The organism is Bacteroides sp. MSSM.1001136sp1_RTP21357st2_D2_RTP21359_211015, assembly GCF_040913205.1.
In the GTDB taxonomy this organism is placed as follows: Bacteria; Bacteroidota; Bacteroidia; order Bacteroidales; family Bacteroidaceae; genus Bacteroides; species Bacteroides ovatus.
The window spans coordinates 33,990-60,769 of the sequence record NZ_JBDFVF010000039.1 but is presented as its reverse complement, the minus strand read 5'-3'; the positions used below and the strand labels follow the sequence as shown (position 1 = coordinate 60,769).

General features: G+C 49.2%; 30 protein-coding genes and 1 tRNA gene. 20 read left to right on the top strand and 11 right to left on the bottom strand.

The window, feature by feature from the left end; translation table 11 throughout:
- Positions 1-147 precede the first annotated feature (147 nt).
- From AB5217_RS21005 to AB5217_RS20995, 3 genes are all read left to right on the top strand, one after another.
- Complete coding sequence (locus AB5217_RS21005; protein WP_004309979.1) at positions 148-558, top strand: hypothetical protein; 411 nt, start codon at positions 148-150, stop codon at positions 556-558.
- A gap of 946 nt (positions 559-1,504) precedes the next feature.
- The gene (locus tag AB5217_RS21000) at positions 1,505-2,206 is read left to right on the top strand and encodes a DUF6088 family protein (RefSeq protein WP_011202384.1); all 702 of its coding nucleotides are present in this window, start codon (positions 1,505-1,507) and stop codon (positions 2,204-2,206) included.
- Between the two features lie 9 nt (positions 2,207-2,215).
- Positions 2,216-3,232, top strand: coding sequence for a nucleotidyl transferase AbiEii/AbiGii toxin family protein (locus AB5217_RS20995; RefSeq protein ID WP_032588333.1), 1,017 nt, complete (start codon positions 2,216-2,218; stop codon positions 3,230-3,232).
- A 45-nt stretch (positions 3,233-3,277) separates the two neighbouring features.
- On the opposite strand, the gene mobC is transcribed toward AB5217_RS20995, so the two are convergent.
- From mobC to mobA, 3 genes are read right to left on the bottom strand one after another with little or no spacing between them, the layout of a single operon-like run.
- Entirely contained in the window at positions 3,278-5,287 is a 2,010-nt protein-coding gene (gene mobC, locus AB5217_RS20990) for a conjugal transfer protein MobC (protein ID WP_032588330.1), read from the bottom strand.
- A gap of 19 nt (positions 5,288-5,306) precedes the next feature.
- Complete coding sequence (mobB, locus tag AB5217_RS20985; RefSeq protein ID WP_118023849.1) at positions 5,307-6,575, bottom strand: conjugal transfer protein MobB; 1,269 nt, start codon at positions 6,573-6,575, stop codon at positions 5,307-5,309.
- The gene (gene mobA / locus AB5217_RS20980; RefSeq protein ID WP_118023850.1) at positions 6,560-6,982 is read right to left on the bottom strand and encodes a conjugal transfer protein MobA; all 423 of its coding nucleotides are present in this window, start codon (positions 6,980-6,982) and stop codon (positions 6,560-6,562) included. The genes mobB and mobA overlap by 16 nt, the downstream gene beginning before the upstream one ends.
- Positions 6,983-7,543: 561 nt before the next feature.
- On the opposite strand from mobA, the gene AB5217_RS20975 reads away from it, so the two are divergent.
- The 15 genes from AB5217_RS20975 (at position 7,544) to AB5217_RS20905 (ending at position 18,986) form a co-directional block, all read left to right on the top strand.
- Positions 7,544-8,326, top strand: coding sequence for a ParA family protein (locus AB5217_RS20975; protein WP_028728951.1), 783 nt, complete (start codon positions 7,544-7,546; stop codon positions 8,324-8,326).
- Position 8,327: 1 nt separating this feature from the next.
- Positions 8,328-8,756 carry a DUF3408 domain-containing protein gene (locus tag AB5217_RS20970; RefSeq protein ID WP_007478184.1) on the top strand — a complete coding sequence of 143 codons (429 nt, stop codon included), beginning with the start codon at positions 8,328-8,330 and terminating at the stop codon, positions 8,754-8,756.
- Positions 8,757-8,758: 2 nt separating this feature from the next.
- Positions 8,759-9,388, top strand: coding sequence for a hypothetical protein (locus AB5217_RS20965; protein WP_122334448.1), 630 nt, complete (start codon positions 8,759-8,761; stop codon positions 9,386-9,388).
- A 170-nt stretch (positions 9,389-9,558) separates the two neighbouring features.
- On the top strand, positions 9,559-9,855 hold the full coding sequence (locus tag AB5217_RS20960) for a DUF4134 domain-containing protein (protein WP_004308755.1): 297 nt from the start codon (positions 9,559-9,561) through the stop codon (positions 9,853-9,855).
- A gap of 10 nt (positions 9,856-9,865) precedes the next feature.
- Positions 9,866-10,228 (top strand): DUF4133 domain-containing protein, encoded by a 363-nt coding sequence (locus AB5217_RS20955; protein WP_007566699.1) that lies wholly within the window; start codon positions 9,866-9,868, stop codon positions 10,226-10,228.
- Positions 10,225-12,738, top strand: coding sequence for a TraG family conjugative transposon ATPase (locus tag AB5217_RS20950; protein WP_007566701.1), 2,514 nt, complete (start codon positions 10,225-10,227; stop codon positions 12,736-12,738). Before AB5217_RS20955 ends, AB5217_RS20950 begins: the two co-directional genes overlap by 4 nt.
- An 11-nt stretch (positions 12,739-12,749) precedes the next feature.
- Complete coding sequence (locus tag AB5217_RS20945; RefSeq protein WP_007566703.1) at positions 12,750-13,376, top strand: DUF4141 domain-containing protein; 627 nt, start codon at positions 12,750-12,752, stop codon at positions 13,374-13,376.
- A 19-nt stretch (positions 13,377-13,395) separates the two neighbouring features.
- Positions 13,396-14,391 carry a conjugative transposon protein TraJ gene (gene traJ / locus AB5217_RS20940; RefSeq protein ID WP_028728967.1) on the top strand — a complete coding sequence of 332 codons (996 nt, stop codon included), beginning with the start codon at positions 13,396-13,398 and terminating at the stop codon, positions 14,389-14,391.
- 20 nt (positions 14,392-14,411) lie between these two features.
- Entirely contained in the window at positions 14,412-15,035 is a 624-nt protein-coding gene (gene traK / locus AB5217_RS20935) for a conjugative transposon protein TraK (protein WP_004325451.1), read from the top strand.
- 4 nt (positions 15,036-15,039) lie between these two features.
- A complete protein-coding gene (locus tag AB5217_RS20930; RefSeq protein WP_007754134.1) occupies positions 15,040-15,336 on the top strand; it encodes a TraL conjugative transposon family protein in 297 nt (98 codons plus the stop codon).
- Positions 15,314-16,627 carry a conjugative transposon protein TraM gene (gene traM / locus AB5217_RS20925; RefSeq protein WP_007754131.1) on the top strand — a complete coding sequence of 438 codons (1,314 nt, stop codon included), beginning with the start codon at positions 15,314-15,316 and terminating at the stop codon, positions 16,625-16,627. The genes AB5217_RS20930 and traM overlap by 23 nt, the downstream gene beginning before the upstream one ends.
- Before the next feature lie 33 nt (positions 16,628-16,660).
- Complete coding sequence (gene traN / locus AB5217_RS20920) at positions 16,661-17,596, top strand: conjugative transposon protein TraN (RefSeq protein WP_007754128.1); 936 nt, start codon at positions 16,661-16,663, stop codon at positions 17,594-17,596.
- 3 nt (positions 17,597-17,599) lie between these two features.
- Positions 17,600-18,181, top strand: coding sequence for a conjugal transfer protein TraO (locus tag AB5217_RS20915; RefSeq protein WP_007754126.1), 582 nt, complete (start codon positions 17,600-17,602; stop codon positions 18,179-18,181).
- 13 nt (positions 18,182-18,194) lie between these two features.
- Positions 18,195-18,653 carry a DUF3872 domain-containing protein gene (locus tag AB5217_RS20910; RefSeq protein ID WP_007754124.1) on the top strand — a complete coding sequence of 153 codons (459 nt, stop codon included), beginning with the start codon at positions 18,195-18,197 and terminating at the stop codon, positions 18,651-18,653.
- A 12-nt stretch (positions 18,654-18,665) separates the two neighbouring features.
- Positions 18,666-18,986 (top strand): hypothetical protein, encoded by a 321-nt coding sequence (locus AB5217_RS20905; RefSeq protein WP_007754121.1) that lies wholly within the window; start codon positions 18,666-18,668, stop codon positions 18,984-18,986.
- A 203-nt stretch (positions 18,987-19,189) separates the two neighbouring features.
- On the opposite strand, the gene AB5217_RS20900 is transcribed toward AB5217_RS20905, so the two are convergent.
- From AB5217_RS20900 to AB5217_RS20865, 8 genes are all read right to left on the bottom strand, one after another.
- Complete coding sequence (locus AB5217_RS20900; protein ID WP_028728958.1) at positions 19,190-19,672, bottom strand: DUF6956 domain-containing protein; 483 nt, start codon at positions 19,670-19,672, stop codon at positions 19,190-19,192.
- 11 nt (positions 19,673-19,683) lie between these two features.
- Positions 19,684-19,905, bottom strand: coding sequence for a DUF3873 domain-containing protein (locus AB5217_RS20895; RefSeq protein WP_007754116.1), 222 nt, complete (start codon positions 19,903-19,905; stop codon positions 19,684-19,686).
- 22 nt (positions 19,906-19,927) lie between these two features.
- Positions 19,928-20,140 carry a hypothetical protein gene (locus tag AB5217_RS20890; protein ID WP_007754115.1) on the bottom strand — a complete coding sequence of 71 codons (213 nt, stop codon included), beginning with the start codon at positions 20,138-20,140 and terminating at the stop codon, positions 19,928-19,930.
- A 52-nt stretch (positions 20,141-20,192) separates the two neighbouring features.
- Positions 20,193-20,726: an antirestriction protein ArdA gene (locus AB5217_RS20885; protein ID WP_007754113.1), complete on the bottom strand. Its 534-nt coding sequence runs from the start codon at positions 20,724-20,726 to the stop codon at positions 20,193-20,195.
- Between the two features lie 291 nt (positions 20,727-21,017).
- The gene (locus AB5217_RS20880) at positions 21,018-21,218 is read right to left on the bottom strand and encodes a hypothetical protein (RefSeq protein ID WP_007754109.1); all 201 of its coding nucleotides are present in this window, start codon (positions 21,216-21,218) and stop codon (positions 21,018-21,020) included.
- A gap of 142 nt (positions 21,219-21,360) precedes the next feature.
- Positions 21,361-21,891 (bottom strand): ORF6N domain-containing protein, encoded by a 531-nt coding sequence (locus AB5217_RS20875; RefSeq protein ID WP_032536632.1) that lies wholly within the window; start codon positions 21,889-21,891, stop codon positions 21,361-21,363.
- 84 nt (positions 21,892-21,975) lie between these two features.
- On the bottom strand, positions 21,976-23,205 hold the full coding sequence (locus AB5217_RS20870; RefSeq protein WP_007478215.1) for a site-specific integrase: 1,230 nt from the start codon (positions 23,203-23,205) through the stop codon (positions 21,976-21,978).
- A 273-nt stretch (positions 23,206-23,478) separates the two neighbouring features.
- Positions 23,479-23,563: transfer RNA gene (locus AB5217_RS20865), tRNA-Ser, on the bottom strand.
- 241 nt (positions 23,564-23,804) lie between these two features.
- Here AB5217_RS20865 and pflB point away from each other — a divergent pair.
- Positions 23,805-26,033 carry a formate C-acetyltransferase gene (gene pflB / locus AB5217_RS20860; RefSeq protein ID WP_004308785.1) on the top strand — a complete coding sequence of 743 codons (2,229 nt, stop codon included), beginning with the start codon at positions 23,805-23,807 and terminating at the stop codon, positions 26,031-26,033.
- Between the two features lie 15 nt (positions 26,034-26,048).
- Positions 26,049-26,777, top strand: a complete 729-nt coding sequence (pflA, locus tag AB5217_RS20855; protein ID WP_004308786.1) for a pyruvate formate-lyase-activating protein — start codon at positions 26,049-26,051, stop codon at positions 26,775-26,777.
- Positions 26,778-26,780: the final 3 nt, after the last annotated feature.

Genomic DNA, 26,780 nt, shown 5'->3' with positions numbered 1-26,780 from the left:
TATCTTGCTCAAGACAGTTAAAGGGTTCTGCTGCCTTATGCAAGAAATAAAAAATGGAATTGATAGAACCCACCTTATCTTTGGTTGGTTCAACGAAGAGACAAAATAAAGATTGAATGAGTTAAACAAGAGATTAAAAAAAAGAATATGAAAACAAAAGAAATTCTTGGAATACTTATGCTATTCCTCTGTACATTCAGCTTTATAAGCTGCGACGATGATAATGAACAGACAAATGAATTAACCCCCGAAGCACTTTATCAGACTTCATGGCGTGGAACAGGGCATTGTGAGGCTTGGACAGTACAAAATATGGGGGTCGGTATGCAATTTGTAGATACTCGGAAAGGGAAAGTAAATTGGGAAGGTTACGATGAAATTGATATTACTTATACAATAGAAGGGAAATATATCACATTTAATAGCAATGCTTTATATTTGGGTGGAGCCCCTTGGATTATCAAAAGCTATACCCAAAAACATATAACCATTATACAGAATGAAATTAGTCCAGATAAAGAGAAAGTAGCTACAATTGAATTAGAGAAAATAGATTAAACTGAATCATGGGAACATTAAGTTGCATAAATGTATGCTACAACAGAACAATGAGAACCGTGAGATTTGCAAATTGAGCAAAGAAAGTCATAAATACCTTGTAAATAAAGGAAAAAATGCAGATTCATCTAATATTCCTTTATGTGCTATTATCGGGCTGGTCTATGGGCTGAAACACAAGGAAAAGAGATTCACCTTGTTCTTTTGTATAGGATTGGTTATTGGGTTAGGATGAGCAATTTATATGCTACTGCTAATAAGGTCAATGTAAATCAAAGGAATATGAAACTGAAATATATATTGAATGCTATACTATTTGTTTTGGCATTATCTTTTTTGTCTATGTGTATATTTAAGACTACAGAGTTAAGTTTAAAATGTATGCAATTTGCTGTATCTATCTCTTGTATAGGAGCAATGTTTTCTACAAAAAGATATAGATACATATTTGCATCTATTGCTTTAATCATTATAGGAATATCTTTTTCACTTTAAATGTCCATAATAACGATAATGATTTGATTATTGAATGGTATAATAATAGTCCAGTCTACAGATAGCGACTAAAAACGGGGGCAAGGGATGCCCGAATCTGTCCTGCGGAGCTTGAAATTATCCGGGTGCGGTAAATCTCCAACTGTTGGTTGGAGATTTAAAACGGGTACAGACCGAAGTTAATCGCTTGCTTTAAACGAGCCATTTGTGAGCCATTTGTATATATTGTTCTCGGCTTATAATCAACAGTTTTACAAAAATCGCATTATACTTGTGAGCCATTTGTGAAGCGTTTATGAAGCGTATGGCAAGCCTTTGATTGAGTTTCCGTTATTCTCCTATTATCAGGTGACACGACAAAAAGAAAACATCTTCGGCAAAATCTTTGTTATGTTTTTGCAGGTGATTACATAATATACTATCTTTGCATATAGAAACAAAGGACATAAATATGGCTTCATTCAGAAAAGAGATACTTGGGCAGATTGAACGGATAGATACCGGGCGTATATTCACGTTCCGGGATTTATCGTTTGAAACGGAAAAGACCGCCAATGTTGCGGTGCTGCTCTCCGAACAGAGCCGCAAAGGGGTACTGGTACGGGTTGAAAAGGGGGCGTACTACCGTCCCAAGAAATCAGTGCTGGGGCTGGGAAAGCTGCCAGTCTATCAGGATGAACAGTTCCGCTACCTGACTGAAAAACTGAACGGCTATATCACGGGGGCTTACATCTATAACAAAATGGGGCTGACCGAACAGGTTGCCACAACCATAACGATAGCCACTCCTAACCCGGTTCGCCGTTTCCGTTTCAAGAACTTGGATATAGAGTGCGTGAAAGCCTACTGCATGGACTACCCGGATGAAAGCCTTGTCCCGTACTTGCGGCTGCTCGATGCGATAAAGGACATGAAGCGCATACCCGGAACAACCGGGCAGGACATCTACAACCGGGTCAAGAGCCAATATTTCAACGGGTACAGCCTGCCGGAACTGGAAAAAATCGTATCTTTGGCGAAAAGTTACCCGCCACGTGTCAGAAAGGTGGTGGCGGACATACTGGGCGACATCAGACAAACCGTATTGCAAACAGAAATGGCAAAGACCATTCTTCCCACGACACGGTTCAACTTGGATTATAAAACGGCATAGGACAGAAATATGAATTTACATTCGGACAAGGAAGCGTTCAAGGAAATCATCGCACTGGCGGCTGAACATTTCGGCTACGAGCAGTCGCACGTGGAAAAGGATTACTGGGTATCGAAGATACTGCGGGATATTTCCATGTCCGAATATGCGGATAAGACCTACTTCAAAGGCGGGACTTCACTTTCCAAAGCCTACGGGCTGATAGAACGCTTCTCGGAAGATTTGGACTTGTTCGTGTTCACGGGTGACAAAGGTGCGTCCAAGCAGGCTGAAAAGACATTGAACAAGAAACTTTCCAAATATATAGCCGAACTTAACAGTGACATATACAAGGAAGATTTGTCGGAAACGGGCGGTAATTACCGCAAACTGTATTTCTCGTATGACAATGTATTTCAGGGTGTGGGACTAAAAGAGCATTTGGAAGTAGAGATAAAATCCTGTGACCTGCCGGACAAAAAACTGATGTTCTACCCGGCGGACAAGCGGGTTATCAAACCGATTGTGACCGCCTTTCTTGAAAGCATCGGGCAAGAGGAACTGATAAGCACCTACGGGCTGGGAAGTTTTGAAACGCAGTGCATCAATCCCCGAAAGACTATCTGCGACAAGGTTTCAAGGCTGGTAAAGCTGTCTTACAATGAGGATGCAGCCGCACTGCTGGCAAAGCATATCCGTGACGTTTACGACTTGTCGGCACTCTACCACAATCAGGGATATAACGATTACCTACATTCGGAAGATTTCTTGGATGCCATGTACCGGGTGACGATAGAGGACGGGCTAAACAAAAACTCCCGTTCGCACTTGTCGCTGGCTGATGCTCCGATATTCAAGGATGCCGAAGCGGTCATGGCGTTACCCGAAGTGGCTACGGCGTACACTACCGATTTGAAGAAACTGACCTTTGACAAAAGCAATATGCCGCCGATAGGCAAGGCTGTGGAAACATTGAAGAACCTGCACGAAATATTAGTGCGTTTTGAAGCCTACCGCACAAAAAAACAGAATGAAGAACAACCGTAAAGCTACATCGGCTGTTCTTCACTCCATACATTATATTATATACAGCTATTCTTCCTCTTTTATCAAATGGCATAGCTCCGGGTCGTTCTTAATCCGGGTTATCTCGTCCTCGACAATCTGCCGGACTTCCTGCCGGATGCGGTCATAGTTGGCTTGTATCTCCTCCTGCATCCGGTCGTTGCCGTCCTTGTCGGTGAAGTCGATTATCTGCGGCAGCTTCACGTAACGGGCGGTTTCCCGCTTCACCTTTTCATTGTCCACCACGATTTCGCAGTGGAAAATCTTCTGCTCTATCCGTTCATCGAAGTTGTCCGCCACAGCACCCACGAACATGCCTTGCGTGAGGTTGGATATTTTACTGGCGGGTATCAGGCTGTCCATTTGGGTACTTATAGAGGTGGACTTCTCCCGCTGGTTGATTGTCATGCTCTGCCGTTTCTGCAACACCTTTCCGAAACGCTCGGAAAGGATTTTTGCCGTTTCACCGACTACCTGACCGCTAAACACGTTGCCCACAGTATTTTGTATCACCCGGCTTTCCTTGTCCCCGTAGTCACGGGTAAGCTGGCTGTAATCCTGAAAGCCCAGCAGAACCGCCACCTTGTTGCTTCGGGCAGTAGCAATCAGGTTGTCAAGCCCACGAAAATAAATCGTTGGCAACTCGTCTATTATCACCGAACTTTTAAGCTGACCTTTCTTGTTTATCAGCTTCACGATACGGGAATTATATAAGCCCAGTGCTGCCGAGTAGATATTTTGGCGGTCGGGATTGTTGCCGACAACCAGTATTTTAGGCTCTTTCGGGTTGTTGATGTCGAGTGAAAAATCATCACCCGTCATTACCCAGTAAAGTGCCGGGCTTATCATCCTTGAAAGCGGGATTTTCGCACTGGCAATCTGCCCCTGCAACTGTTCAACTGCCGAACTTTCCCAAGCATCCACGAACGGGGAAAGATAGTTTTCCAGTTCGGGATAACTGCGTAAAATCGTGAAAACATCAGCGTATTTCTTATTTAGCAGTTCAATGGCATGGGGGAACGTGCAATACTTACCGCCTTGATAGATACGGAGATACCAAATTATAGCCGCCAAAAGAATAATCGGGCTTTCCACGAAGAAGTCGCCCTGCTTGCTTATCCAACTTCGATTGAGGTTAAGCATTATCGTGTAGCTTGCTTCATAGGCATCCGCAATGTCCGACATGAAACTGGCGTTTATCGGGTTGCATCGGTGGCTCTTGCGTGGGTCGTCAAAATTGATAATGTAGAATTTGGGCTTTACCTTATACCCGTCCAAGTGGTTAAGCAAATGATTATAAGCGATTTCCGATAAATCGGGAAACTTATAATCATAGCAGTAGAGCGCAAAACCTTTCTCGATTTGCTGTTTTATATAATTATTTACTACTGCGTATGACTTACCACTGCCCGGCGTTCCTAACACGATACTCGCACGAAAAACGTTTACAACGTTAATATAGCCGTTGTTCCACTTCTTCTTATAGTAGAACCGGGTAGGCAAGTTTACAGAGTATTCATTTTCGATAAGCCTTGTTTCCTGCTGGAAACTTTCGTTTTCCGTGTTAAAGACATCATCCATCAGGTTGTTCTTCAACAGCCGGGACATCCATGTACCCGCCATGAGCATACAGATATAGCCCGCCGACAGCGTGGCGATATAAAACACAGTGTCCGCCGTATGTGGCAGCGGAAGTTCCAGCAGCCACCAGTTCAGGAAAAACAACACGACACCCGCCACAAGACTGCAATGTATCTTCGTCCACGTTATCTTTTCCTCTTTCACTCCCTTAGTACCGATGCACGACAGGGCGAGGAACACCACCGAAAAAAGTTTTGTCCAAAGAACGGACGAGAACAGCCCGGTGGTACGCTGGAAGTTCCACAGTATCTTGTCTATCACCTCAAATGTCACTCCCCATTCTTTCAGGGTGGAGTAACAGAACCAGTACACGTTTATTCCCACGAATAGAATACTGATAGCCCGCATAAAGTCCATGACCCGTGCAAGCCCTCTCAAATCATCTTCCTGTTGCATGATTGTAATGTTTTTTAAGTTAGTCGATGCGCCTTGTGCGCTTCTTTTTCTTCTTTCTCTTTTGGCGGGCGGTGTCCTGCGGCTCGTCACCGCCTGATGCACCGCCGCCAAGCAATCCACCGAAAGCACCCAGCACCGAAGCCACACCCGGAACGATATCGGATTTCGGCGTGAAGCCCGGCTGTTCCTGATGCGTGGGCTGGTCTTGCTGTGGTGCTGACAATTCGGACTGGTGCATCTTTCCGGTTTCGCCCGAAAAACGTTCGTTGAACACGTTCGCCGAATACTCCTTGCCCAAGCGTGAACCGTTCAGCACCACCCGGTTGTCATGGTCGATGAACGTAACGCCATAGATGCGCCCGCTGTCATTCTGACGGAATACCACGTCAATGCCCTGCTTCTTTAGCTGCTGTTCCAGTTCCTTGCGGCTGTGGGCGGTCTGCATGGCAGTGGCTACAATCTTCCGGGTGCGCTCTTTCAGCTTGCCGTTCTTAATCAGCTCGCCCGATTTCTCCATTCTGCGCTGCACCGCTTCATAACCTACCGACTTGCCGATGCGGGAAGCCTTTACCGGGTTGCCCGCCTTTTCTCCCTTGTCGTTCATGGCGGAATAGACTATGCCCTGATAGGGCTTGCCGTTCACTTCACCCTTGACATCCTCGGCGCAGACGTTGTAAACGGCAAGCAAAGCCTTGTATTCCCCGAACGATTGGAAGCGGTAGCCGTAGCAAGCCGCTTTCACGGTGTTGCCGATTTGGTGCTTCACGTCCCCGGTGGCATAATCCACCTTTTTAAGTTCCGGACGTTCGGCACGTTCCTTTCGCTCTGCCGGGTGCAGGTTGTATTTCTTTTCCAGTTCACGGGTGATTTGCTTGCTGCGACGATGCTCGAACTTGTCATTCAGCGGTCTGCCGTTCTCGTCCACCCGCAACCCCACGATGTGGATATGGTGGCGGCCGATGTCGGTATGCTTGTACACCAAATAAGGCTGGTTGCCATAGCCCAACTTCTGCATATACTCTTTGGCTATGTCGGAAAGCTGCTGGTCGGTCAGCACGTCTTCCGGGTGCGGGTTTATGGAAATATGAAGTATCGGCTTCTTGGTGGATAGCTGGACGGGCATCTGCATTTCAAAGCTGCGCATACACTCGCCGATAGAGAAGTTCCCGTCCTCGCTCAACAGCATTTTGTTGGAAAAAAGCACCTTTGCTTCCTCGCTGTCCACCTTGTTTTGGTTGTACACCAGTGCGCCGAACATATTGCCGCCCGTGCTTATTTTGGCAACCATAGTTCCTTGCATTCATTGGTTAATGCAATAACTTGGCGGTTCAGTACCGCCAGTTCGGTGGTCGCTTTCTCCAGTTTATAGAGAAAAGCCAATGCCTTTTTCTCCGAAAAGTTGCCGTGTAACGCCTTTACGACTTGGTTGTAATTGACCGCAACCGCCCGGAACTGGGCGTAAAATTCGGTCAGCCGGGCGCAATATTCTACTGCCGATTTGTCCACTTTCACCACCCGGAACGGCTCGCCGAACAGCCGGGCGGCGATGAAACGGGACTTGCTCGTAACGCCCGACTGCTCCCACTGCGAGAGGAAGCGGGCGTTCTCCCGGTCGTTCAGGTAAAGGACATGGCGATGCTTCGCCGGGTCTGCGAGGGCGGGGCGACCGCCCTTGTTGGTTCTTCTTGTTTCCATGCTTCTTTGGATTAAAAAATTACGACTTCGGAGTGATTTTTACCCCCGCAAGGGGCAAGGCGTTTTCAGGCACGGAAAACGGTTTTGTATGCTACAAAACACACCTTGCTATTTTCTGACGAAAATCGAAATCCGTCACGGACGGATTGGGGTTAGCGTGGAACGGTAAGCCCAGCCATTCACCAGCCCTGTTTTACACCTGCGCCCCCTGCGGTTCGTTACTCCGCTGCAAAGTAACGGTGATTTATAATGCTGTAAAATAGGTGGTTGGTGGACAAAACGGGACAGCGCAGGACAAATCGGGACAAGGTTTTCAGGGGACGTTTTTTCTCCCTTTTTTTGCATCGGATTTCAATATTGAAAGCAAGATTGAAAGAAATATTCCAATCAGGAAAGAATGATTGAAAGCAGGATTTCAATAAAACATGATTGCAGGATTTCAATATTTCAAGAAAGAATGAAAGCAGGAAAACAAGATTGAAATAAAACAGTCTTTCAATATTTCAAGATTGCAATATGGAAAGAATGATTGAAAGCAATAAACAAATCTATCAACCAATAATGAACGGAAGCAATATGGAAAACGAGAAAACACCCCTTTATGTCGCCTTTTCCACACAAAAGGGCGGGGTCGGCAAAACCACCTTTACCGTGCTGGCGGCGAGTTACCTATACTACCTCAAAGGCTACAATGTGGCGGTGGTCGATTGCGACTACCCCCAGCACTCCATTGCCGGGATGCGCAAGCGGGATGCCGAGCAGGTCGGGGCGGATGAAGATTACAAGCGCATGGCGTATGAACAGTTCACCCGGCTGGGGAAGAAAGCCTACCCGGTACTGTGCAGTTCGCCCGAAAAGGCGATTGCAACGGCTGACGGATATATAGCCGCCGGACACGTGCCGGATATAGTGTTTTTCGACCTGCCCGGCACGGTGAACAGCGAGGGCGTGATAAACTCCCTTGCGGGCATGGACTACATTTTCACCCCCATTTCAGCCGACAAGGTGGTGCTGGAAAGCAGCCTGTCGTTCGCAATGGCTATCCAAAAGCTATTAGTGAAGAATGAAGCCTGCCGACTTGCAGGGCTGTACCTCTTTTGGAACATGGTGGACGGTAGGGAGAAAACAGACCTTTACACCGCCTACGACAAGACCATTAAGGAACTGGAACTGCCGCTGATGAAAACCTTTATCCCCGATACCAAACGCTACAAAAAGGAACTGGTGGCGGATAAAAAGGCGGTGTTCCGCTCCACGCTCTTTCCCGCCAGCCGCCCGTTGGTAAGGGGAAGCAACTTGGAAGAACTGATAACCGAAATAGTGTACTACATCAAATTAAAATGATATGGCAAAGCAAAGCGGCGGGATGCCGAAGATAGACGAGGATTTTATGCGGGAACTTATCTCGCAGGGTGTACCCGCCAAGCGGGAGAGCCAGCCGGATGATGAACCGCAGCCCGGCAGCGAAACGGAAACCGCCCACGAGGGACGGCAGGCTGAAACAGTGCAAGTAGAGAAACCGACACCCCGCAAGCGCAAGGGCGGTTCGGGCGACTACCGGGAAACCTACTTTCAGAAAGTGGAACTGGCAGACCGACAGCCCTTGTACGTGAGCCGAACCACGCATGAGAAGCTGATGCGTATCGTGACGGTGATAGGCGGGCGAAAGGTGACGGTAAGCAGCTACGTGGAAAACATTCTGCTGCGCCACTTCGAGCAGTACCAAGACGAGATAAACACCCTGTACGAAAGCCACTTCCAAAAGCCTGTCTGACTATGGTAATCTATTGCATACTTACCGGGCTTTTGGTGTACTACATCGCCCTGTGGCTGTGGTATCGCTACACGGACAGCCGGACATCACCGGGCAAAACGGATGATGCGCCGCTTCCACGAAACTGGGTTTCAGGCTACACGCTGATAGGTGAAAGCCGATACAAGAGCGGACAATTTCAGACAGCGCAGGACAAATCGGGACACCTCCCGCAAGCGGCTGAAAATGATACTATTTTTGCGCCGCAGGCTGACGGACTGCCGGAAGAAACGCCCGGTTACGAGAATGACGAACCCGACTACGAGGACGAGGAAATAGCCGGGTACATGGACGGTGACGATGATACCGGGCGGGCTACGGGCGTGAGCTTTGACGAACTGGGCGAAGCGGTACGCACGGCGAACGCCGACAACCCCACCGAAACGGAACAGCGGCAAGCCGCCGGGACACTGGCAAGGATTGAGGGGACGAACCTCTACGATGCGGTGGTGGAGAACATCAACGGCGGGCTGGCAAAGGTGGCGGAACTGCTGGGACGCAACGAAGCGGAACTGGCTGCGGCTGCTGTCCCTGCCGAAGCTGGCAATAAAAGCAAGGAACACGAAGCGTTCGACATGAACGATTTCCTATAATATAATAATGTATAAGCCTGACAGCATGAAACAGCGTGATTACGGTTGATTGGCAACCTGAAAACCAAACAGACAAACGGGACTATCCCCGACCACTAAAATTTCAAATTATTCACCAGCCGGGAAAGGCGGACTATCCACCCGCCGCCCGGCATTAAAAACAAATCACAATGAGAAAGAAAATCTTCTTGTCGGCGGCTATACTTGCCGCCGTGGTAAGTGCCTACGCACAAGGAAACGGGCAGGCGGGCATCACCGAAGCCACGAACCTAATCACCGGGTATTTCGACCCCGGAACAAAACTGGTGTACGCAATCGGGGCGGTCTGCGGCTTGATTGGCGGGGTAAAAGTATATAACAAGTTTTCAAGCGGCGACCCCGACACCTCAAAGACCGCCGCCAGTTGGTTCGGGGCGTGCATCTTCCTGATTGTAGCCGCCACTATCCTGCGCTCGTTCTTCCTCTAAACCTGCGGCTATGTCTGACGAGTTGTTGAGGGCTAAGCCCGAAAAATATCAGGTAAACAGGGGTATCGGGAAGCCCGTGGAGTTCAAGGGGCTGAAAAGCCAGTACCTCTTTATCTTTTGCGGCGGCTTGCTCGCCGTCTTCGTGGTGTTCATCGTCCTGTTCATGGCGGGCGTGAACCAGTGGCTATGTATCGGTTTCATCGTGTCGGCTTCGCTGCTGCTCGTGTGGCAGACGTTCCGGCTCAACGCCAAGTACGGCACGCACGGGCTGATGAAAGCCGCCGCACGCAAACGGCATCCACGCTTCATTATCAGCCGAAAGGCGATACCCCGATTATTCACCTACAAAAAAAGAAAGGAAGAAAGACCATGAGAAATATGTTAAAGGCTACCACGCTGGAAAGGAAATTCCCCCTTTTGGCGGTGGAGAACGGCTGCATCATTTCAAAGGATGCGGACATAACGGTGGCTTTCAGGGTGGAACTGCCCGAACTGTTCACCGTCACCAGTGCCGAGTACGAAGCCATACATTCGGCATGGTACAAGGCAATCAAGGTGCTGCCCGACTACTCCATAGTACACAAGCAGGACTTCTTCATCAAGGAGAACTACCAGCCCGACACGGAAAGGGACGAGCTTAGTTTTTTAAGCCGCTCCTTTGAACGGCACTTCAATGAACGCCCGTTCCTGAACCATTACTGCTACCTGTTCCTGACAAAGACGACAAGGGAGAGAAGCCGCCGACAGAGCGACTTCTCCACCCTATGCCGGGGCAGGATTGTACCGCAGGAGATAGCCGACAAGGAAGCGGCGGCAAAGTTCATCGAAGCGGTCGGGCAGTTTGAAAGGATTATGAACGACAGCGGGTTTGTCACCCTTACCCGGCTGGCGGCATCGGAAATCACCGGGCAGGACGGAAAGGCGGGCATCATCGAGAAATACTTCTCGCTATCGCAGACAGATACCACCTGCCTGAAAGACATCGGGCTGTACCCGGAAGAAATGCGTGTCGGGGACGACATACTGTGCCTGCACACGCTTTCGGACGTGGAAGATTTGCCCGGAAAGGTCGGGACGGACACACGGTTTGAGAAGCTGTCCACTGACCGGAGCGACTGCCGACTGTCATTCGCCGCCCCGGTGGGCGTGCTGTTGTCGTGCAACCACGTCTATAACCAGTTCATCTTCATAGACGACCACGCCGAAAACCTGAAGAACTTCGAGCAGACCGCCCGGAACATGCAATCGCTCTCCCGTTATTCCCGTGCCAACCAAGTGAACAAGGAATGGATAGACGAGTACCTGAACGAAGCGCACAGCAAGGGGCTTGTATCGGTGCGCTGCCACTGCAACGTCATGGCATGGAGTGACGACCGGGAAGAACTCAAACGCATACGCAACGATGTGGGAAGCCAGCTTGCGCTAATGGAGTGCAAGCCACGCCACAACACGGTCGATACGCCCACGCTCTTTTGGGCGGGCATACCCGGAAACGAAGCGGACTTCCCCGCAGAGGAAAGTTTCTACACGTTCTTGGGGCAGGCTCTCTGCCTGTTCGTGGAAGAAACGAACTACAAGAGTTCGCTTTCGCCGTTCGGCATCAAAATGGTGGACAGGGTGAGCGGTCGCCCGCTGCATATCGACATATCGGATTTGCCCATGAAGAAAGGCATCACGACCAACCGCAACAAGTTCATACTTGGGCCGAGCGGGTCGGGTAAGTCTTTCTTTACCAACCACATGGTGCGTCAGTATTACGAGCAGGGGGCGCACGTGCTGCTGGTAGATACGGGTAACAGTTACTTGGGGCTGTCCCAGCTTATCCACAACCGCACGCACGGCGAGGACGGGATTTATTTCACCTACACCAACGAGAACCCGATAGCGTTCAACCCGTTCTATGTCGAGGACGGGGTATTCGACATAGAGAAGAAAGAGAGCATCAAGACCCTTATACTCACCCTGTGGAAGCGGGATGATGAAGCCCCGAAGCGGTCGGAAGAAGTGGCGTTGTCAAACGCCGTGAGTGCCTATATCGAACTGACAGGCAAAGACCGTTCGGTAACGCCCTGCTTCAACACGTTCTACGAGTTTGTCCGGGATGATTACCGCCGACAGCTTGAACAGAAGAACGTCAGGGAAAAGGATTTTGACATAAACAATTTCCTGAACGTGCTTGAACCGTACTATCGTGGCGGTGAGTACGACTACCTGCTGAACTCCGACAAGGAACTGGATTTGTTGCACAAACGCTTCATTGTCTTTGAGTTGGACAACATCAAAGACCACAAGATTTTATTCCCGGTAACGACTATCATCATCATGGAAGCCTTTATAAACAAGATGCGCAAGTTAAAGGGAATAAGGAAGTTAATACTAATCGAGGAAGCGTGGAAAGCGATTGCATCGGCGAACATGGCGGACTATATCCGCTACCTCTACAAAACCGTCCGAAAATATTTCGGGGAAGCGATTGTAGTCACGCAAGAGATTGAGGATATTATTTCTTCCCCTATCGTGAAAGAGAGTATCATCAATAACTCGGACTGCAAAATCCTGTTAGACCAAAGAAAATATCTCAACAAGTTTGACAGCATACAGAACCTCTTGGGACTGACCGACAAGGAGCGTTCGCAGATATTGTCTATCAACATGGCGAACCACCCCGGACGGAAGTACAAGGAAGTTTTCTTCTCGCTGGGCGGCACGCAGTCGGCGGTGTACGCCACAGAAGTTTCATTGGAAGAATATTACACCTTCACGACAGAGGAAAGCGAGAAAATGGAACTGTTCGCACTTGCCGACAAGCTGGGCGGCAACCTTGAACTGGCTATCAAGAGGCTTGCAGAAAGCAAACGTAATCCCCAATCATCAACAACTTAAAAATCAGGAACATGAAAAGAACAATTCTCCTTATGGCGGTATGCCTTTGCTTCATCGGCAACGCATCCGCACAGTGGGTGGTGTCAGACCCCGGCAATTTGGCACAGGGCATCATCAACACCACCAAGCAGATAGTGCAGACTTCCACCACAGCCAAAAACACGCTGGACGGCTTCATGGAAGCGCAGAAGATTTTCCAGCAGGGAAAAGTCTATTACGATGCGCTCAAAGCGGTACACGATGTTGTCAAGGGCGGCATCAAGGTGAAGAAGTCCATTGAACTGGTGGCGGAAATATCCGAAATCTACGTGCGAAACTACCAGAACATGCTGGCTGACCCGAACTACACGCCGGATGAACTCACCGCCATTTCAGCCGGGTATGCCAAGCTGCTCTCCGAAAGTGCGGACGTGTTGCAGGACTTGAAGAATGTAGTGAACGTGACGGGTATGTCGCTGACGGATGCCGAAAGGCTGGCGGTAATCAACAACGCCTACAAAAGCCTGCTCAACTACCGCAACCTCGTGAACTACTACACCCGAAAGAACATATCCGTGTCCTACCTGCGGGCAAAGAAGAAGAACGACACAGACCGGGTGCTGGCTCTTTACGGCTCGGCGGATGAACGCTACTGGTAACATATAAATCGGTATGCCTATGTTATTAGCAGCGGTGGATTTTGACAACCTGCACCAAGTGTTGCGGGTGCTGTACGATGAAATGATGCCCTTGTGCAGCAACATGACGGGGGTAGCCAAAGGAATAGCCGGGCTGGGTGCGCTGTTCTATGTAGCCGCCAAAGTGTGGCAGTCGCTCGCACGTGCCGAACCCATAGACGTGTACCCGCTCCTGCGTCCCTTTGCGCTGGGGCTGTGCATCATGTTCTTTCCCACGTTCGTGCTGGGGACTATCAACACGGTATTGTCGCCAGTGGTGAAAGGGTGCAACCAACTTATGGAAACGCAGACTTTCGACATGAACGAATACCGGGCACAGAAAGACCGACTGGAATATGAAGCCCTGATGCGTAGCCCCGAAACGGCTTACCTCGCTTCGGACGAGGAATTTGACAGGCAACTGGAAGAACTGGGCTGGTCGCCCTCCGATATGGTAACTATGACGGGTATGTATATGGACAGGGCGGCGTACAATATAAAGAAGTCCGTCCGGGACTGGTTCAGGGAACTGCTGGAAATGCTCTTTCAGGCGGCGGGGCTGATTATAGACACGCTGCGCACGTTCTTCCTAATCGTGTTAAGCATACTGGGTCCGCTGGCGTTTGCGATTTCCGTCTATGACGGTTTCCAAAGCACGCTGACCCAGTGGATTTCACGCTATATATCCATTTACCTGTGGCTACCCGTGTCGGACTTGTTCAGCAGCGTGCTGGCACGCATACAAACCCTGATGCTACAAAAAGACATCGAGCAGCTTTCAGACCCGAATTTCATTCCTGACGGGAGCAGCACCGTGTATGTAATCTTTATGATTATCGGCATCGTGGGCTACTTCACCATTCCAACGGTGGCAAGCTGGATAGTGTCGGCTGGCGGTACGTCTGCCTATAACCGCAACGTGGCACGGGCTGGGTCAATCGCCGGGGCGGCGGTCGGTGCGGCAAGCGGGAAAGTAACCGGGAAACTACTCAAATAACCAACATCAATATTTAGTATATGGAATTTAAGTCATTAACGAACATCGAAACGAGTTTCCGGCAAATCAGGCTCTTTGCGCTGGTATTCATCTGCCTGTGCGCACTGGTGACGGGCTTTGCCGTGTGGAACTCGTACAGCTTCGCCGAAAAGCAGCGGCAGAAGATATACGTCCTCGACAACGGCAAAAGCCTGATGCTGGCACTCTCGCAGGACATGGCGCAGAACAGACCCGTGGAAGCCAAGTCGCACGTGCGGCGTTTCCACGAACTTTTCTTCACGCTCTCACCCGACAAGGGGGCTATCGAAAGCAACATCAAACGCTCGCTGTTCCTCGCCGACAAGACCGCTTTCAACTATTACAAGGACTTGGCGGAAAAGGGCTACTACAACCGGGTGATTTCCGGAAACGTCACGCAGACGGTGGAGATTGACAGCGTGAAGTGCGACTTCGACCAGTACCCCTACAAGGTGAACACGTATGCCCGCCAGTTGATTGTCCGGGAAAGCAGCCTGACGGTGCGAAGCCTTGTGACCTCGTGCCGCCTGCTCAACGCCACACGGAGCGACAACAACCCGCACGGCTTCATCATCGAAGCGTTCACCATTACCGAGAACAAGGATTTGCAGACCATTAAGAGATAGCCTTATGGAAAGAAAACGAAACTACATCGGAAAGGTGCGGGACTGGGCGGACGACCGCCTGCGCCGAATGTGCGGACGGATTACGCCGGGCAAAAGGCTGGCGGTTATCCTCGTGATGTTCTTCTTCCTTGGCGGCTTGTCTATCTACATTACCGTTTCATCAATCTACAACATCGGGAAGCGGGACGGCAGGCGGCTGCAAATAGAACACATCAGGCAACTGCCGTTGCACGGCAACGACACAACCAAAAGTATCAACCCCTTAAACAGACCGCAATATGGAAGAAGTACAGAAGAATGAGAACGGCACGACCGTACCGCAGGCGGACGGGAAGCCGAAAAAGGAAGATAAACCCAAACGGGAACTTACCCCGCAGCAGGTGCAGCAGCGCAGGAAAATGATAGTCTTCCCGCTGATGTTCCTTGCCTTTGCCGGGTGCATGTACCTGATATTCGCACCCTCCGGCAAAGAGGACGTGAACGTGGAAAGCGTGGGCGGCTTCAACGCCGACATACCCCTGCCCGCAGAGGACGGGATTATAGCCGACAAGCAAAAGGCTTACGAACAGGCGATGATAAGCCGCAGGCAGCAGGAGAAGATACAGTCCTTGCAGGACTTCGGTTTCACCGGGAACGATGAAGCGGAAGAACCGCAAGCGGAAATCGACCTGATGCCGGAAGAGGATGCGAAGCCCCAAAGGGGCGGCGGTGCTTCTTCGGCATACGCTTACCGGGACATCAACCGCCAGTTAAGCACGTTCTATGAAACTCCGGCGGTGGACGAGGAAAAAGAGGACTTGAAGCGGCAGGTAGCGGAACTGACCGATAGGCTGCAACAACAGAACGCCACACCCACCGCTGACGACCAAATGGCACTCTTGGAAAAGTCCTACGAGCTGGCGGCAAAGTACATGAACGGCGGGCAGGGACAAGTCGCACAAGTCCCGGTAACGGGCGACATTGACCGCAAGCCGGATGCGGTGGCGGTGCAGGCTGTCAGGGAAACGACCGTTTCGGGATTGCGGCAGCCCATGAGCGATGCCGACTTCATCCGGGCTTACAGCCAGCCACGAAACTACGGCTTCAACACGGCAGTAGGCACGGGGTACGCTATGGGAAAGAACACGGTAGCCGCCTGCATCCACCAAGACCAAACCCTGACGGACGGGCAGGCGGTGAAACTACGGCTGCTCGAACCCATGCAGGCGGGGAACATAGTCGTGCCGAAGAATACCCTCGTGGCGGGGACGGCAAAGGTGCAGGGCGAGCGGCTTGACATACTGGTGTCCTCGATTGAGTACGCTGGCAACATCATCCCGGTGGAACTCGCCGTGTTCGACACGGACGGGCAAAAGGGGCTGTCCGTCCCGTCCTCTATGGAGCAGGAAGCGTTCAACGAAGCTATGGCGAATATCGGAAGCGGGCTGGGTACAAGCATTTCCTTTGCCCAAAGTGCCGGGCAGCAGGTGGCTATGGACGTGACAAGGGGATTGCTGCAAGGAACGTCCGGCTACCTCGCCAAGAAGTTCCGAACCGTGAAAGTGAAGCTGAAAGCCGGGTACAGGGTGATGCTTTACGCCAAACAACAATAACCATTTTATCAACCGTTAAAATTTCAATTAGCAATGAAACAGATTTTTGTAATGTTCGCCCTCTTGCTGGGCGTGTGTGCGGCAAACGCACAAACCACTGACACCGTGAAGTATGCGGCTGGCAACGACTTGTACCGGGGGATTACCCGGAAACTCCCGTACCGCCAAATGGTTACGCCCTACGGCGTGGAAGTGACCTTTGCCAAGACGGTGCATATCATCTTCCCCGCCGCCGTCCGCTATGTCGATTTGGGAAGCAACCATATCATAGCGGGCAAGGCGGACGGTGCGGAGAACGTAATCAGGGTGAAAGCCACGACAGAGGGCTTTCCGGGAGAAACGAACTTCTCCGTTATCTGCGAGGACGGCAGTTTCTTTTCGTTCAACGCCAAGTACGCCCGTGAACCGGAAATGCTCAACATCGAAATGAAAGACTTCTTGGAGAATGAAGATACGTCCGACTTCTCACATACCCGGATGAACATCTATTTCCGGGAACTGGGGAATGAAAGCCCGCTATTGGTGAAACTGATAATGCAGAGCATCTACAAGAACAATGACCGGAAAGTGCGCCACTTGGGTAGCAAGCGTTTCGGCATACAGTTCTTAATCAAGGGGATTTACACCTATAACGGGATGCTCTATGTACACACGCAGACAAAGAACAGTTCCAACGTGCCTTTCGATACCGACTTCATCAAGTTTAAGATAACCGATAAGAAAGTACCCAAGCGCACGGCTATTCAGGAAACGGTGCTGGATGCGGTACGTAGCTACAACGAGGTGATAGAGATTGCAGGAAAAAGTACCGTGCGCACGGTGTACGCCCTGCCGAAGTTCACCATTCCTGACGACAAGCTGCTGGTCGTGGAACTCTACGAGAAGAACGGCGGGCGGCATCAGACCATACGGGTGGAGAACGCCGACATCGTGAACGCAGAAGTGATTGACGAACTAAAAATCAAATAGGGAATGAAAAGACACATCTTTATAATGATGCTCTTTGCGCTGTGCCTGACCTCGTTTCAGGCACATGCGCAAAGATACCTGCCGGGCATGAAAGGCTTGCAAGTCACGGCGGGCATGGCGGACGGGGTGCATTGGAACTCCGACACGGATTTTGCCTACCACATCGGGGCGGCGTACAGCGTTTACACCAAGAACGCCAACCGCTGGGTGATTGGCGGCGAATACCTGCACAAGAAGTATGACTACAAGGATATGCAGATACCCGTAGAACAGTTCACCGCAGAGGGCGGCTATTACCTGAAATTCCTATCGGACAGGCGAAAGACTTTTTTCCTTTCATTGGGATTGTCGGCTCTCGCCGGGTACGAAACAAGCAACCGAAGCGAAAAGCTGCTGCCGGACGGCTCTACCTTGCTGGATAAGGATTGCTTCATCTACGGCGGTGCGCTGACGCTGGAACTGGAAGCCTACCTGACCGACCGGATAGCCTTGCTTGTCAGTGCAAGGGAACGGGCGTTGTTCGGCTCGGACATAGGCAAGTTCCACACGCAGGTATCTTTGGGACTGAAATTCATTATCAACTGACCGCTATATAATAATGTATATGAAGAATGTTATGTATAAAATCATCATGGGCTGCTACATCGTGGCCGCCCTCGTGCTTGTCACCGCCTGTAATGACAACTTGGATATTCAGCAGGCGTACCCGTTCAGCATCGAAACACTGCCAGTACCCAAAAGGCTGAAAGTCGGGGAAACCGCCGAAATACGCTGCCGACTGGTGCGTGGCGGCTATTACCAGCCGACTACCTATCAGATAAGGTATTTCCAGCCGGACGGCAAAGGGAAGCTGGAAATGGATAACGGCACGGTGTTCCTGCCCAATGACCTCTACCCGCTGGAGAAAGAAACGTTCTGGCTCTACTACACCTCGGCATCGACCGACCAGCAGACGATTGACATTTATATCATCGACAGCTTCGGGCAGATGCAGCAACTTACACTATCATTTAATAATGACAACAGCGAAGAAGAAACGGAAACAATAACCCCCTAATAATAAAACGACATGGTAAAAATAGAATTGGATATAGAAGGCATCTCGTGGTACATAGAAACCACGTTGGAAACAGATACAGTTCCGGCAGTAGGTGACATCATCATTATGGACAAGGACTGTATTTCCGAACGTGACAGTGCTGAATTATGGAAAACGCCGTCCAATCAGGTTTTCAAATGGGCGGACGAAGAAGATGATGCGCCTGTAATGGAATGGTTCGATTGCGACACGGAAATGCTTGTCAATAAACGGACATGGAAATATGACATCGAGGAAGAAGAAACCGTGTGCATACTTGGTGTAAAATTTATTCACTATGAGGATTTATAGTTGCGACATTCGTTTTTATCATCCTCTTGGGAAACCGGGTATGGAATGATACGCAAAGCGTAAATATCGGGCAGACATCCCGCCGGGAAGCATCGGCGGGATGTTTCCATGATAGGGAAAACGAAAGGCTTCTTTGTTACTTTCTTCACCCGCTGGCAGGCTCACGGAAGAAAGTAACGGCGGCAAGCAGCCGCCGTTTTCTATCAACTGGTTTTAAGGCTCTTTATGGACGTGTATTTCTCTAACCACACCTTTACCTGCTCCATGTTATATTCGCCCGTGATGATTGCCGTATGGTCGTCTATAGCTACAAACCGGACACTTTCATAGCTGTTTACCCAGCCTTGCAGGGAACAGACACCCCACGTTGCAACATCTTCAAAAACACTGCGGTCTATCCGGCTGATTGGTTCGCCGAAAACTACCGTCATTATCTGAAAGTCCGGTTTATCCTCCAACAGTTGCAAATGGTGCAGCGTGCCGAACTCGTCTATTTTGCGCCCCCACGCCCACACATCATTATACAAATCATCGCCCCACTGGTGCGGGTGGTCGAAACGGACTTTTACCTCTATGGTGTGTTCGTTTTCTTCTGTGTCCTCGATAACGCCCGTTACCATTAAGCCCGTAAAAATGCACTCGCAACGCCTGCCGATAAGCTCCTTGTTTACTTCTGTTGTTTTCATGTCCCTAAAATTTACTTGTTTATTACTCCGTTCTTCTTCGCTATCCATTCGTCACGCCTGCGGCGGCACTCGTCCAGCGTTTTGGCTACCGTGCTGAAAAGTTCGCCGTCCGTGTGGCGGTAGTCATATTGATAATAAATTTGTCCCCTGAAAGCCCCTAAACAGCATTTCACGAACTTTTCTTCTCCCGGTGTTTGGGTAATGCTTACCCCGTTTTTGTTAAGTGACTGCATGATGTTCTATTTTTTTTAATGGTTATAATATCAGTAAAGAAAGCAACAGCAGGAAAAGCAGAGCCACGCCCAGCGCATAAAGGGCTGAAAGGCAGACCCGGAGCAGGAAACGGGCGGCACAAAACACGATATACGCCGTTATCGCCGTGCCTGCTCCGGCTACGCTGGTAAACCGCCATGCAAGGCAGAGCAGCAACACCCGCCAAAGGATTTTATAAATGCTTTTCCGTTTCATCGCTTGGTCGTTTTTAACGGGCAGGGCTTTGACACCCCGCCCGGATTGGTTGTTATGCCGCACGGAACACAAAACCGTCATCAAACCAGTAATCGCACATAAAAAGGTCACGGGCGAACTTTTCATAATCGAAATAGGTCTTTGCGAACTCCGGCAGGTCGTAGCATTCCTCGATAATTTCATAGGCGAAATCTTCTTCATCGTCATATTGACCCAGATACTCGTCCCGGAAATCACGTACAAGGTCGTCCGCATCTTCCTCGCCCAAATCATGGCTTTTATAGTTGCACCACACGAAAAAGGCTTCCTGCTCGGTGTCGCTCAAATCCTCCACCGCATCACGCAGGGCGAAGAAGTTTTCAGAAATCCAGCTTTCGCCGATTAAGCCCTCCGGCACGTTCTCCCAGTCCTGAAACATGTATTCCGCATCTTCCTCGTCCTTGTGAAGTTCCCGGCAGGCTTCATAAAATTCTTCCTTGTCCGAATAGTCCGAAAGGTCGAGCCATGCGCCGGACAATGAACCGTTGTTGTACTTGGCATAAGTGCCTACATAAACTTTTGCTTCCGATAATACCTTTGCTTCCATATTGCTGTAATTTTTTAAGTTTTTAATTTTATGCGGATTTGAGAGGTGAGGGAGTTGAAGTTTCACTGAATTTTTTTCCTGTTTCCCGTAAATCCGACTTTTTTTTTATGCGTCTTCCGGTCGGGTCGGTCGTTTTCGTTTCACATAGGCGTAAAAGGGTAGTGTTTAGAGTTTGCAAGGTTTTGGGCAAAAAATACCTCGCAAGGCAGGGAAGATTTTTTCGCCAAACCGGAACGGCTCGACCTTGCAAAATCGTGAAGAACACGTAACTACCTTTGCCTATTGAAATGATTAAAACGACTGTCCCGGCTGGGGGACTGCGTAAGAGGAAGATTTACAAATAGGGAAACTGGGGAAAAGTGCCTGTTCTCTTTCATCTTTTAGGGAACACTCCATGCGGGCGGGAAAGGCAAGGGTGTTGTGAGCTTGCTTGCAATACGCTTGTGCGGGTTTCCAACGGCTCTTTTCACGAAATACAGTCAGCCATGCCACGCACGGCTGGCGTTTCGGGAAATGTGCCAGTTGGAAAAGGATATAAAAAATGCGGGTAGTCGGTAGACTGCCCGCAAGGTGGAAGAATGTACAATGCTGGGATATAGGTTATTAAGTGGAATTTCGTTACCGAAATCGTTACCTATTCGTTCTTGCCACGGTTATAGGTAACGAAACCTACCGGACGGCGTTCTTTCTGTTGTTTCGACTGGCTCAAAAGCTGGGTAAGGGCTTGGTACAGTTCGTTGAACTGCGCATCGGTGCTTACCTCCAGTTCCTCGATGCGCCTTGACAGTTCCTCGTAACCGATTGCCATTTGGCGCATGAGGACAAAAGCCCGCATGATTGAAATGTTTACTTCTATGGCTACTTTGGAGCGGAGAACCGAAGAAAGCATGGCTACGCCCTGCTCGGTGAAAGCCATAGGCATAGCAACGCCGAAGTTGTAAGCAGGGGGTATCACATTTTGTGATACCCCTATGGATAACAGCAAGTTAGCTTCCTCTTGGGTGAGTACAAACATAAAATCACCCGGAAAACGCTCGATATTGCGCTTGACCGCCTGCTTCAAGGCTCGTGTTTCCACTTGGTAGAGTTCTGCCAAATGATAATCGAGCATCACCCGGCAACTTCTGACCTCAAAAATCTTGTTTTGGATAATCTGCAAATCCATAATCGTATATTTTAGGAGATTTAGCAATGTTGGAATAATAGTAAGGACTGGTCACAAATTGTGACCAGTTCCATATAATCAAGATTACATGGCAACTTCCTTGTAAATCTTCTCAATGCCGACAAACTTCTTGTCAAGCCCCTGCATATCGCTGCCTATCTTGCTGTTGGTGATGCGGGCGTAGATTTGCGTAGTTTCTATGTTTGTGTGTCCCAGCATCTTGGACACCGTTTCAATGGGTACGCCCTTTGACAGCGTGGTGGTCGTGGCGAACGTGTGCCGGGCAAGGTGGAATGTCAGGTTCTTTTTAATACCGCATATATCGGCAATCTCTTTCAAGTAGGCGTTTAGCTTCTGATTGCTGATTACGGGAAGTATCTTGCCGTCCGGCAACTTGCCCTTGTACTTCTTCAAAATCATCTTGGGAATATCCAGCAGGGGGACATTCACGTCCGTGTTGGTCTTTACCCGCTTGGTGATTATCCAAAGGTTGCCGTCAAAAGACTTTTGGATATTCTCCTGCCGCAAATTGGCGACATCGCTGTATGCCAGACCGCAGAAACAGGAAAAGACGAACAAGTCCCTGACGTGTTCCAGCCGTTCGGAAACCATTTTCTTTTTAAGGATAATTTTAATCTCGTCCTCTGTCAGATAACCCCTGTCCACTTTTTCCAGCCGGATTTTGTAGCTGGCGAAAGGGTCGCCCACCAGTATGCCGTTGTTACGGGCGATGATGATGATACGCTTGAAGAACTGCATGAACTTGGCGGTGGTGTTGTAGCCGCACTTGCAGGCGGTACGCAAATACAACTCAAAATCGGTAATGAACATCGGGCTTATCTCCTTTATGGATATGTCCGATACGTTGTACTTGCTTTGGATAAATTCAGCGAGGTGGCGGCGGGTCACTTCATACTTGCGGTAGGTCGCTATCGTCTTGGATATGCCTACAAGCTGCTTCACATCGTCATTGTGCTTTTGGAACAATGAAAGGATTGTTTCGTGGCTCTCGCTGTGTCCCAAGAACTCGTTTTTCACTTTCTCGGCGGTCACGTAATTGTCACGCCGCTGCATTTCGTGGTAAATGGTATTCAGGGAAGAACGTATGTCGTCCAAAAGGGCGTTTATCCTCCCGGCATCCCTGCCTTTGGCTTTGCCCGCAGTAATGCTCCAGTTGTCGGGCTGGATGCTCTGTTTCGTACTGAACTGGCAAAGTTTGCCGTCTATGGTGATGCGTGCCATAATCATAACCTCGCCGTTTTTCTTTTCAGAACCTTTCTTCAAATAAAAAAGAACCTTGAATGTCGATTTCATAACTCACTTTTTTTAGTTGCAAAATTAATTTTTACCTCTCGTTTTCGAGTTATGCAGACTATGGACTAATCAAGTCATTATCAGGTCATTTATGGACAAATCGTTACCGTTTTTGTCCGGCGGGGAATAGGTAACGATTTAGTAACGAAACTTTGTCTTTTACCGTACTTTTGAAGTCTTGGAAGCAGGACTTTCGGGCAATAAAAAAAGCCACAAATCATTGATTTGTAGCTTTTTGTCCGTTTGCTGACCATTTCTGTCCAGCACGTTCAGCGGAGAGACAGGGATTCGAACCCCGGGTACCTCGCAGTACAACGGTTTTCAAGACCGCCGCAATCGACCACTCTGCCACCTCTCCAAAACTTCTTTATCAGAAGTGCTTTTCGTTAAAAGCGGTGCAAAGGTACGAATATATTTTAAACTTACAAGAGTTTTCACAAAAAAAAATCACGAACATCATTTCCAAAGAATAGCAATATCTAGGTATTTTATGTTGAAAAGCATAAAATAGAGCATATTTATGCTGATTATATGAAAAAACGTTGTAACTTTGTGCGCTCTAAAGAAAAGGATAACTACAACCTCTAATTTTATCATTTATGGAATTAAATAAGATCTTTAAAGACGGTCTTTGGAGCACAGAAATCAACGTAAGAGATTTCGTTAGTCACAACATCACTCCGTATTATGGAGATGCTTCTTTCCTCGAAGGACCTACCGAACGCACAAAAGCTGTATGGAACCGCTGCCTCGAAGCACTGGCAGAAGAAAGAGCCAATAACGGAGTACGCTCACTGGATAATGTCACCGTCTCAACCATCACTTCTCATAAAGCCGGATATATCGACAAAGAAAACGAACTGATCGTCGGTCTGCAGACAGACGAACTTCTGAAACGTGCCATCAAGCCTTTCGGAGGTATCAACGTGGTGAGCAAAGCCTGCCATGAAAACGGCGTGGAAGTGGACGACCGCGTAAAAGATATCTTCACTCACTACCGCAAGACGCACAACGACGGAGTATTTGACGTATATACCGAAGAAATCCGCTCGTTCCGTTCTCTGGGATTCCTCACCGGACTTCCTGACAACTATGCCCGCGGACGTATCATCGGCGACTACCGCCGTATGGCTCTCTATGGTATCGACCGATTGATTGAGGCAAAAAAAGAAGATTTGCGTAACCTTACCGGTCCGATGACCGAAGCCCGCATCCGCCTGCGCGAAGAAGTGGCAGAGCAAATCAAAGCATTAAAAGACATGAAGGTAATGGGCGAATACTACGGACTCGACTTGAGCCGTCCTGCCTACACCGCACAAGAAGCAGTACAATGGGTATACATGGCTTACCTTGCTGCCGTAAAAGAACAAGACGGTGCCGCCATGTCACTGGGTAACGTCTCTTCGTTCCTCGACATTTATATGGAATATGAATTGAGCAAAGGAACCATCACAGAATCTTTCGCACAGGAGCTGATCGACCAGTTTGTCATCAAACTGCGTATGGTGCGCCACCTGCGTATGCAATCTTACAACGACATCTTTGCCGGCGACCCGACATGGGTAACCGAATCCCTGGGCGGACGCCTCAACGACGGACGTACCAAGGTGACAAAGACTTCTTTCCGCTTTCTGCAAACACTCTACAACCTCGGCCCTTCACCGGAACCGAACCTGACTGTATTGTGGAGCCCGGAACTGCCGGAAGGATTCAAAGAATTCTGCGCAAAAGTATCTATCGACACTTCTTCCATCCAATATGAAAACGACGACCTGATGCGTGAAGTACGCCAGTCTGACGACTACGGAATCGCATGCTGCGTATCTTATCAGGAAATCGGAAAACAAATCCAATTCTTCGGCGCACGTTGCAACCTGGCAAAAGCCCTGTTGCTTGCCATCAACGGCGGACGTTGCGAAAACACCGGTACGGTAATGGTGAAAAATATCCCCGTACTAACCAGCGACACACTGAACTTCGAAGAAGTAATGAGCAACTACAAGAAGGTATTGACGGAAATCGCCCGTGTTTACAACGAAGCGATGAACATCATCCATTATATGCATGATAAGTATTACTACGAAAAAGCCCAAATGGCTCTTGTAGATACCAACCCACGCATCAACCTTGCTTACGGTGTAGCCGGACTTTCTATCGCCCTCGATTCACTGTCGGCCATCAAATATGCTAAAGTGACTGCACGCCGCAACGACATCGGTCTGACAGAAGGTTTCGATATTCAAGGCGAATTCCCTTGCTTCGGTAATGACAACGACAAGGTAGACCATCTGGGTGTTGACCTGGTCTATTTCTTCAGCGAAGAATTGAAGAAACTTCCGGTTTACAAAAATGCCCGTCCTACTTTATCTTTGCTCACTATCACTTCCAACGTGATGTATGGCAAGAAGACAGGTGCTACTCCCGACGGACGCGCCAAAGGTGTCGCTTTTGCTCCGGGAGCCAACCCTATGCACGGACGTGACAAGAACGGTGCCATCGCCTCTTTGAGTTCCGTAGCGAAATTACGTTACCGCGACTCACAGGACGGTATCAGTAACACTTTCTCCATCGTCCCCAAATCACTGGGAGCTACTGAAGAGGATCGCGTAGAAAATCTGGTGACAATGATGGATGGTTACTTCACCAAAGGCGCTCACCACCTGAACGTGAACGTACTGAACCGTGAAATGCTTTACGACGCCATGGAACATCCGGAAAAATATCCGCAACTTACCATCCGTGTTTCCGGTTATGCCGTAAACTTCGTGAAGTTGAGCCGCGAACATCAATTGGAAGTTATCAGCCGTAGCTTCCACGAACGTATGTAATCAGATCTACTCAATATGACGATAAACGTACATTCATACGAAAGTATGGGAACATTCGACGGGCCGGGCTTACGGCTCGTCGTTTTTCTTCAAGGATGCAATTTCCGCTGCCTGTATTGTGCCAACCCCGACACGATAGCCGGAAAAGGAGGCACACCTACCCCACCGGAAGAAATCGTCCGCATGGCTATGAGCCAACGTCCTTTTTTCGGGAAACGCGGAGGAGTCACTTTCTCCGGAGGAGAACCTACGTTTCAGGCCAAAGCACTAGTCCCTTTAGTGCGTGAACTGAAAGAAAAGGGAATACATGTATGCATAGACAGCAACGGCGGTATCTGGAACGAAGAAGTTGAAGAACTTTTCAAACTGACGGATCTTGTATTGCTGGATATTAAAGAGTTCAATCCGGCACGCCATCAAGCACTGACCGGAAGAAGTAACGAGCAAACCATCCGCACGGCAGCATGGCTGGAAGAAAACGAGAAACCTTTCTGGCTGCGTTATGTATTAGTGCCCGGATACAGCGATTTCGAGGAAGACATCCGCCGTTTAGGAGAAGCTCTGGGAAAATATAAGATGGTGCAACGAGTGGAAATCCTGCCTTATCATACATTAGGCGTACATAAGTATGAAGCGATGGAGCAGGAATACAAGCTGAAAGACGTAAAAGAAAATACCCCCGAACAACTTGAAAAAGCTGCGGAGGTATTTAAAGAGTATTTCACTACTGTGGTGGTCAATTAACCA

What these genes read in the sequence shown, in the direction of transcription:
- AB5217_RS21005 (WP_004309979.1), top strand. Translation starts at nt 148, where the DNA reads ATGAAAACAAAAGAAATTCTTGGAATACTTATGCTATTCCTCTGTACA.
- AB5217_RS21000 (WP_011202384.1), top strand. Translation starts at nt 1,505, where the DNA reads ATGGCTTCATTCAGAAAAGAGATACTTGGGCAGATTGAACGGATAGAT.
- AB5217_RS20995 (WP_032588333.1), top strand. Translation starts at nt 2,216, where the DNA reads ATGAATTTACATTCGGACAAGGAAGCGTTCAAGGAAATCATCGCACTG.
- mobC (WP_032588330.1), bottom strand. Translation starts at nt 5,287, where the DNA reads ATGCAACAGGAAGATGATTTGAGAGGGCTTGCACGGGTCATGGACTTT.
- mobB (WP_118023849.1), bottom strand. Translation starts at nt 6,575, where the DNA reads ATGGTTGCCAAAATAAGCACGGGCGGCAATATGTTCGGCGCACTGGTG.
- mobA (WP_118023850.1), bottom strand. Translation starts at nt 6,982, where the DNA reads ATGGAAACAAGAAGAACCAACAAGGGCGGTCGCCCCGCCCTCGCAGAC.
- AB5217_RS20975 (WP_028728951.1), top strand. Translation starts at nt 7,544, where the DNA reads ATGAACGGAAGCAATATGGAAAACGAGAAAACACCCCTTTATGTCGCC.
- AB5217_RS20970 (WP_007478184.1), top strand. Translation starts at nt 8,328, where the DNA reads ATGGCAAAGCAAAGCGGCGGGATGCCGAAGATAGACGAGGATTTTATG.
- AB5217_RS20965 (WP_122334448.1), top strand. Translation starts at nt 8,759, where the DNA reads ATGGTAATCTATTGCATACTTACCGGGCTTTTGGTGTACTACATCGCC.
- AB5217_RS20960 (WP_004308755.1), top strand. Translation starts at nt 9,559, where the DNA reads ATGAGAAAGAAAATCTTCTTGTCGGCGGCTATACTTGCCGCCGTGGTA.
- AB5217_RS20955 (WP_007566699.1), top strand. Translation starts at nt 9,866, where the DNA reads ATGTCTGACGAGTTGTTGAGGGCTAAGCCCGAAAAATATCAGGTAAAC.
- AB5217_RS20950 (WP_007566701.1), top strand. Translation starts at nt 10,225, where the DNA reads ATGAGAAATATGTTAAAGGCTACCACGCTGGAAAGGAAATTCCCCCTT.
- AB5217_RS20945 (WP_007566703.1), top strand. Translation starts at nt 12,750, where the DNA reads ATGAAAAGAACAATTCTCCTTATGGCGGTATGCCTTTGCTTCATCGGC.
- traJ (WP_028728967.1), top strand. Translation starts at nt 13,396, where the DNA reads ATGTTATTAGCAGCGGTGGATTTTGACAACCTGCACCAAGTGTTGCGG.
- traK (WP_004325451.1), top strand. Translation starts at nt 14,412, where the DNA reads ATGGAATTTAAGTCATTAACGAACATCGAAACGAGTTTCCGGCAAATC.
- AB5217_RS20930 (WP_007754134.1), top strand. Translation starts at nt 15,040, where the DNA reads ATGGAAAGAAAACGAAACTACATCGGAAAGGTGCGGGACTGGGCGGAC.
- traM (WP_007754131.1), top strand. Translation starts at nt 15,314, where the DNA reads ATGGAAGAAGTACAGAAGAATGAGAACGGCACGACCGTACCGCAGGCG.
- traN (WP_007754128.1), top strand. Translation starts at nt 16,661, where the DNA reads ATGAAACAGATTTTTGTAATGTTCGCCCTCTTGCTGGGCGTGTGTGCG.
- AB5217_RS20915 (WP_007754126.1), top strand. Translation starts at nt 17,600, where the DNA reads ATGAAAAGACACATCTTTATAATGATGCTCTTTGCGCTGTGCCTGACC.
- AB5217_RS20910 (WP_007754124.1), top strand. Translation starts at nt 18,195, where the DNA reads ATGTATATGAAGAATGTTATGTATAAAATCATCATGGGCTGCTACATC.
- AB5217_RS20905 (WP_007754121.1), top strand. Translation starts at nt 18,666, where the DNA reads ATGGTAAAAATAGAATTGGATATAGAAGGCATCTCGTGGTACATAGAA.
- AB5217_RS20900 (WP_028728958.1), bottom strand. Translation starts at nt 19,672, where the DNA reads ATGAAAACAACAGAAGTAAACAAGGAGCTTATCGGCAGGCGTTGCGAG.
- AB5217_RS20895 (WP_007754116.1), bottom strand. Translation starts at nt 19,905, where the DNA reads ATGCAGTCACTTAACAAAAACGGGGTAAGCATTACCCAAACACCGGGA.
- AB5217_RS20890 (WP_007754115.1), bottom strand. Translation starts at nt 20,140, where the DNA reads ATGAAACGGAAAAGCATTTATAAAATCCTTTGGCGGGTGTTGCTGCTC.
- AB5217_RS20885 (WP_007754113.1), bottom strand. Translation starts at nt 20,726, where the DNA reads ATGGAAGCAAAGGTATTATCGGAAGCAAAAGTTTATGTAGGCACTTAT.
- AB5217_RS20875 (WP_032536632.1), bottom strand. Translation starts at nt 21,891, where the DNA reads ATGGATTTGCAGATTATCCAAAACAAGATTTTTGAGGTCAGAAGTTGC.
- AB5217_RS20870 (WP_007478215.1), bottom strand. Translation starts at nt 23,205, where the DNA reads ATGAAATCGACATTCAAGGTTCTTTTTTATTTGAAGAAAGGTTCTGAA.
- pflB (WP_004308785.1), top strand. Translation starts at nt 23,805, where the DNA reads ATGGAATTAAATAAGATCTTTAAAGACGGTCTTTGGAGCACAGAAATC.
- pflA (WP_004308786.1), top strand. Translation starts at nt 26,049, where the DNA reads ATGACGATAAACGTACATTCATACGAAAGTATGGGAACATTCGACGGG.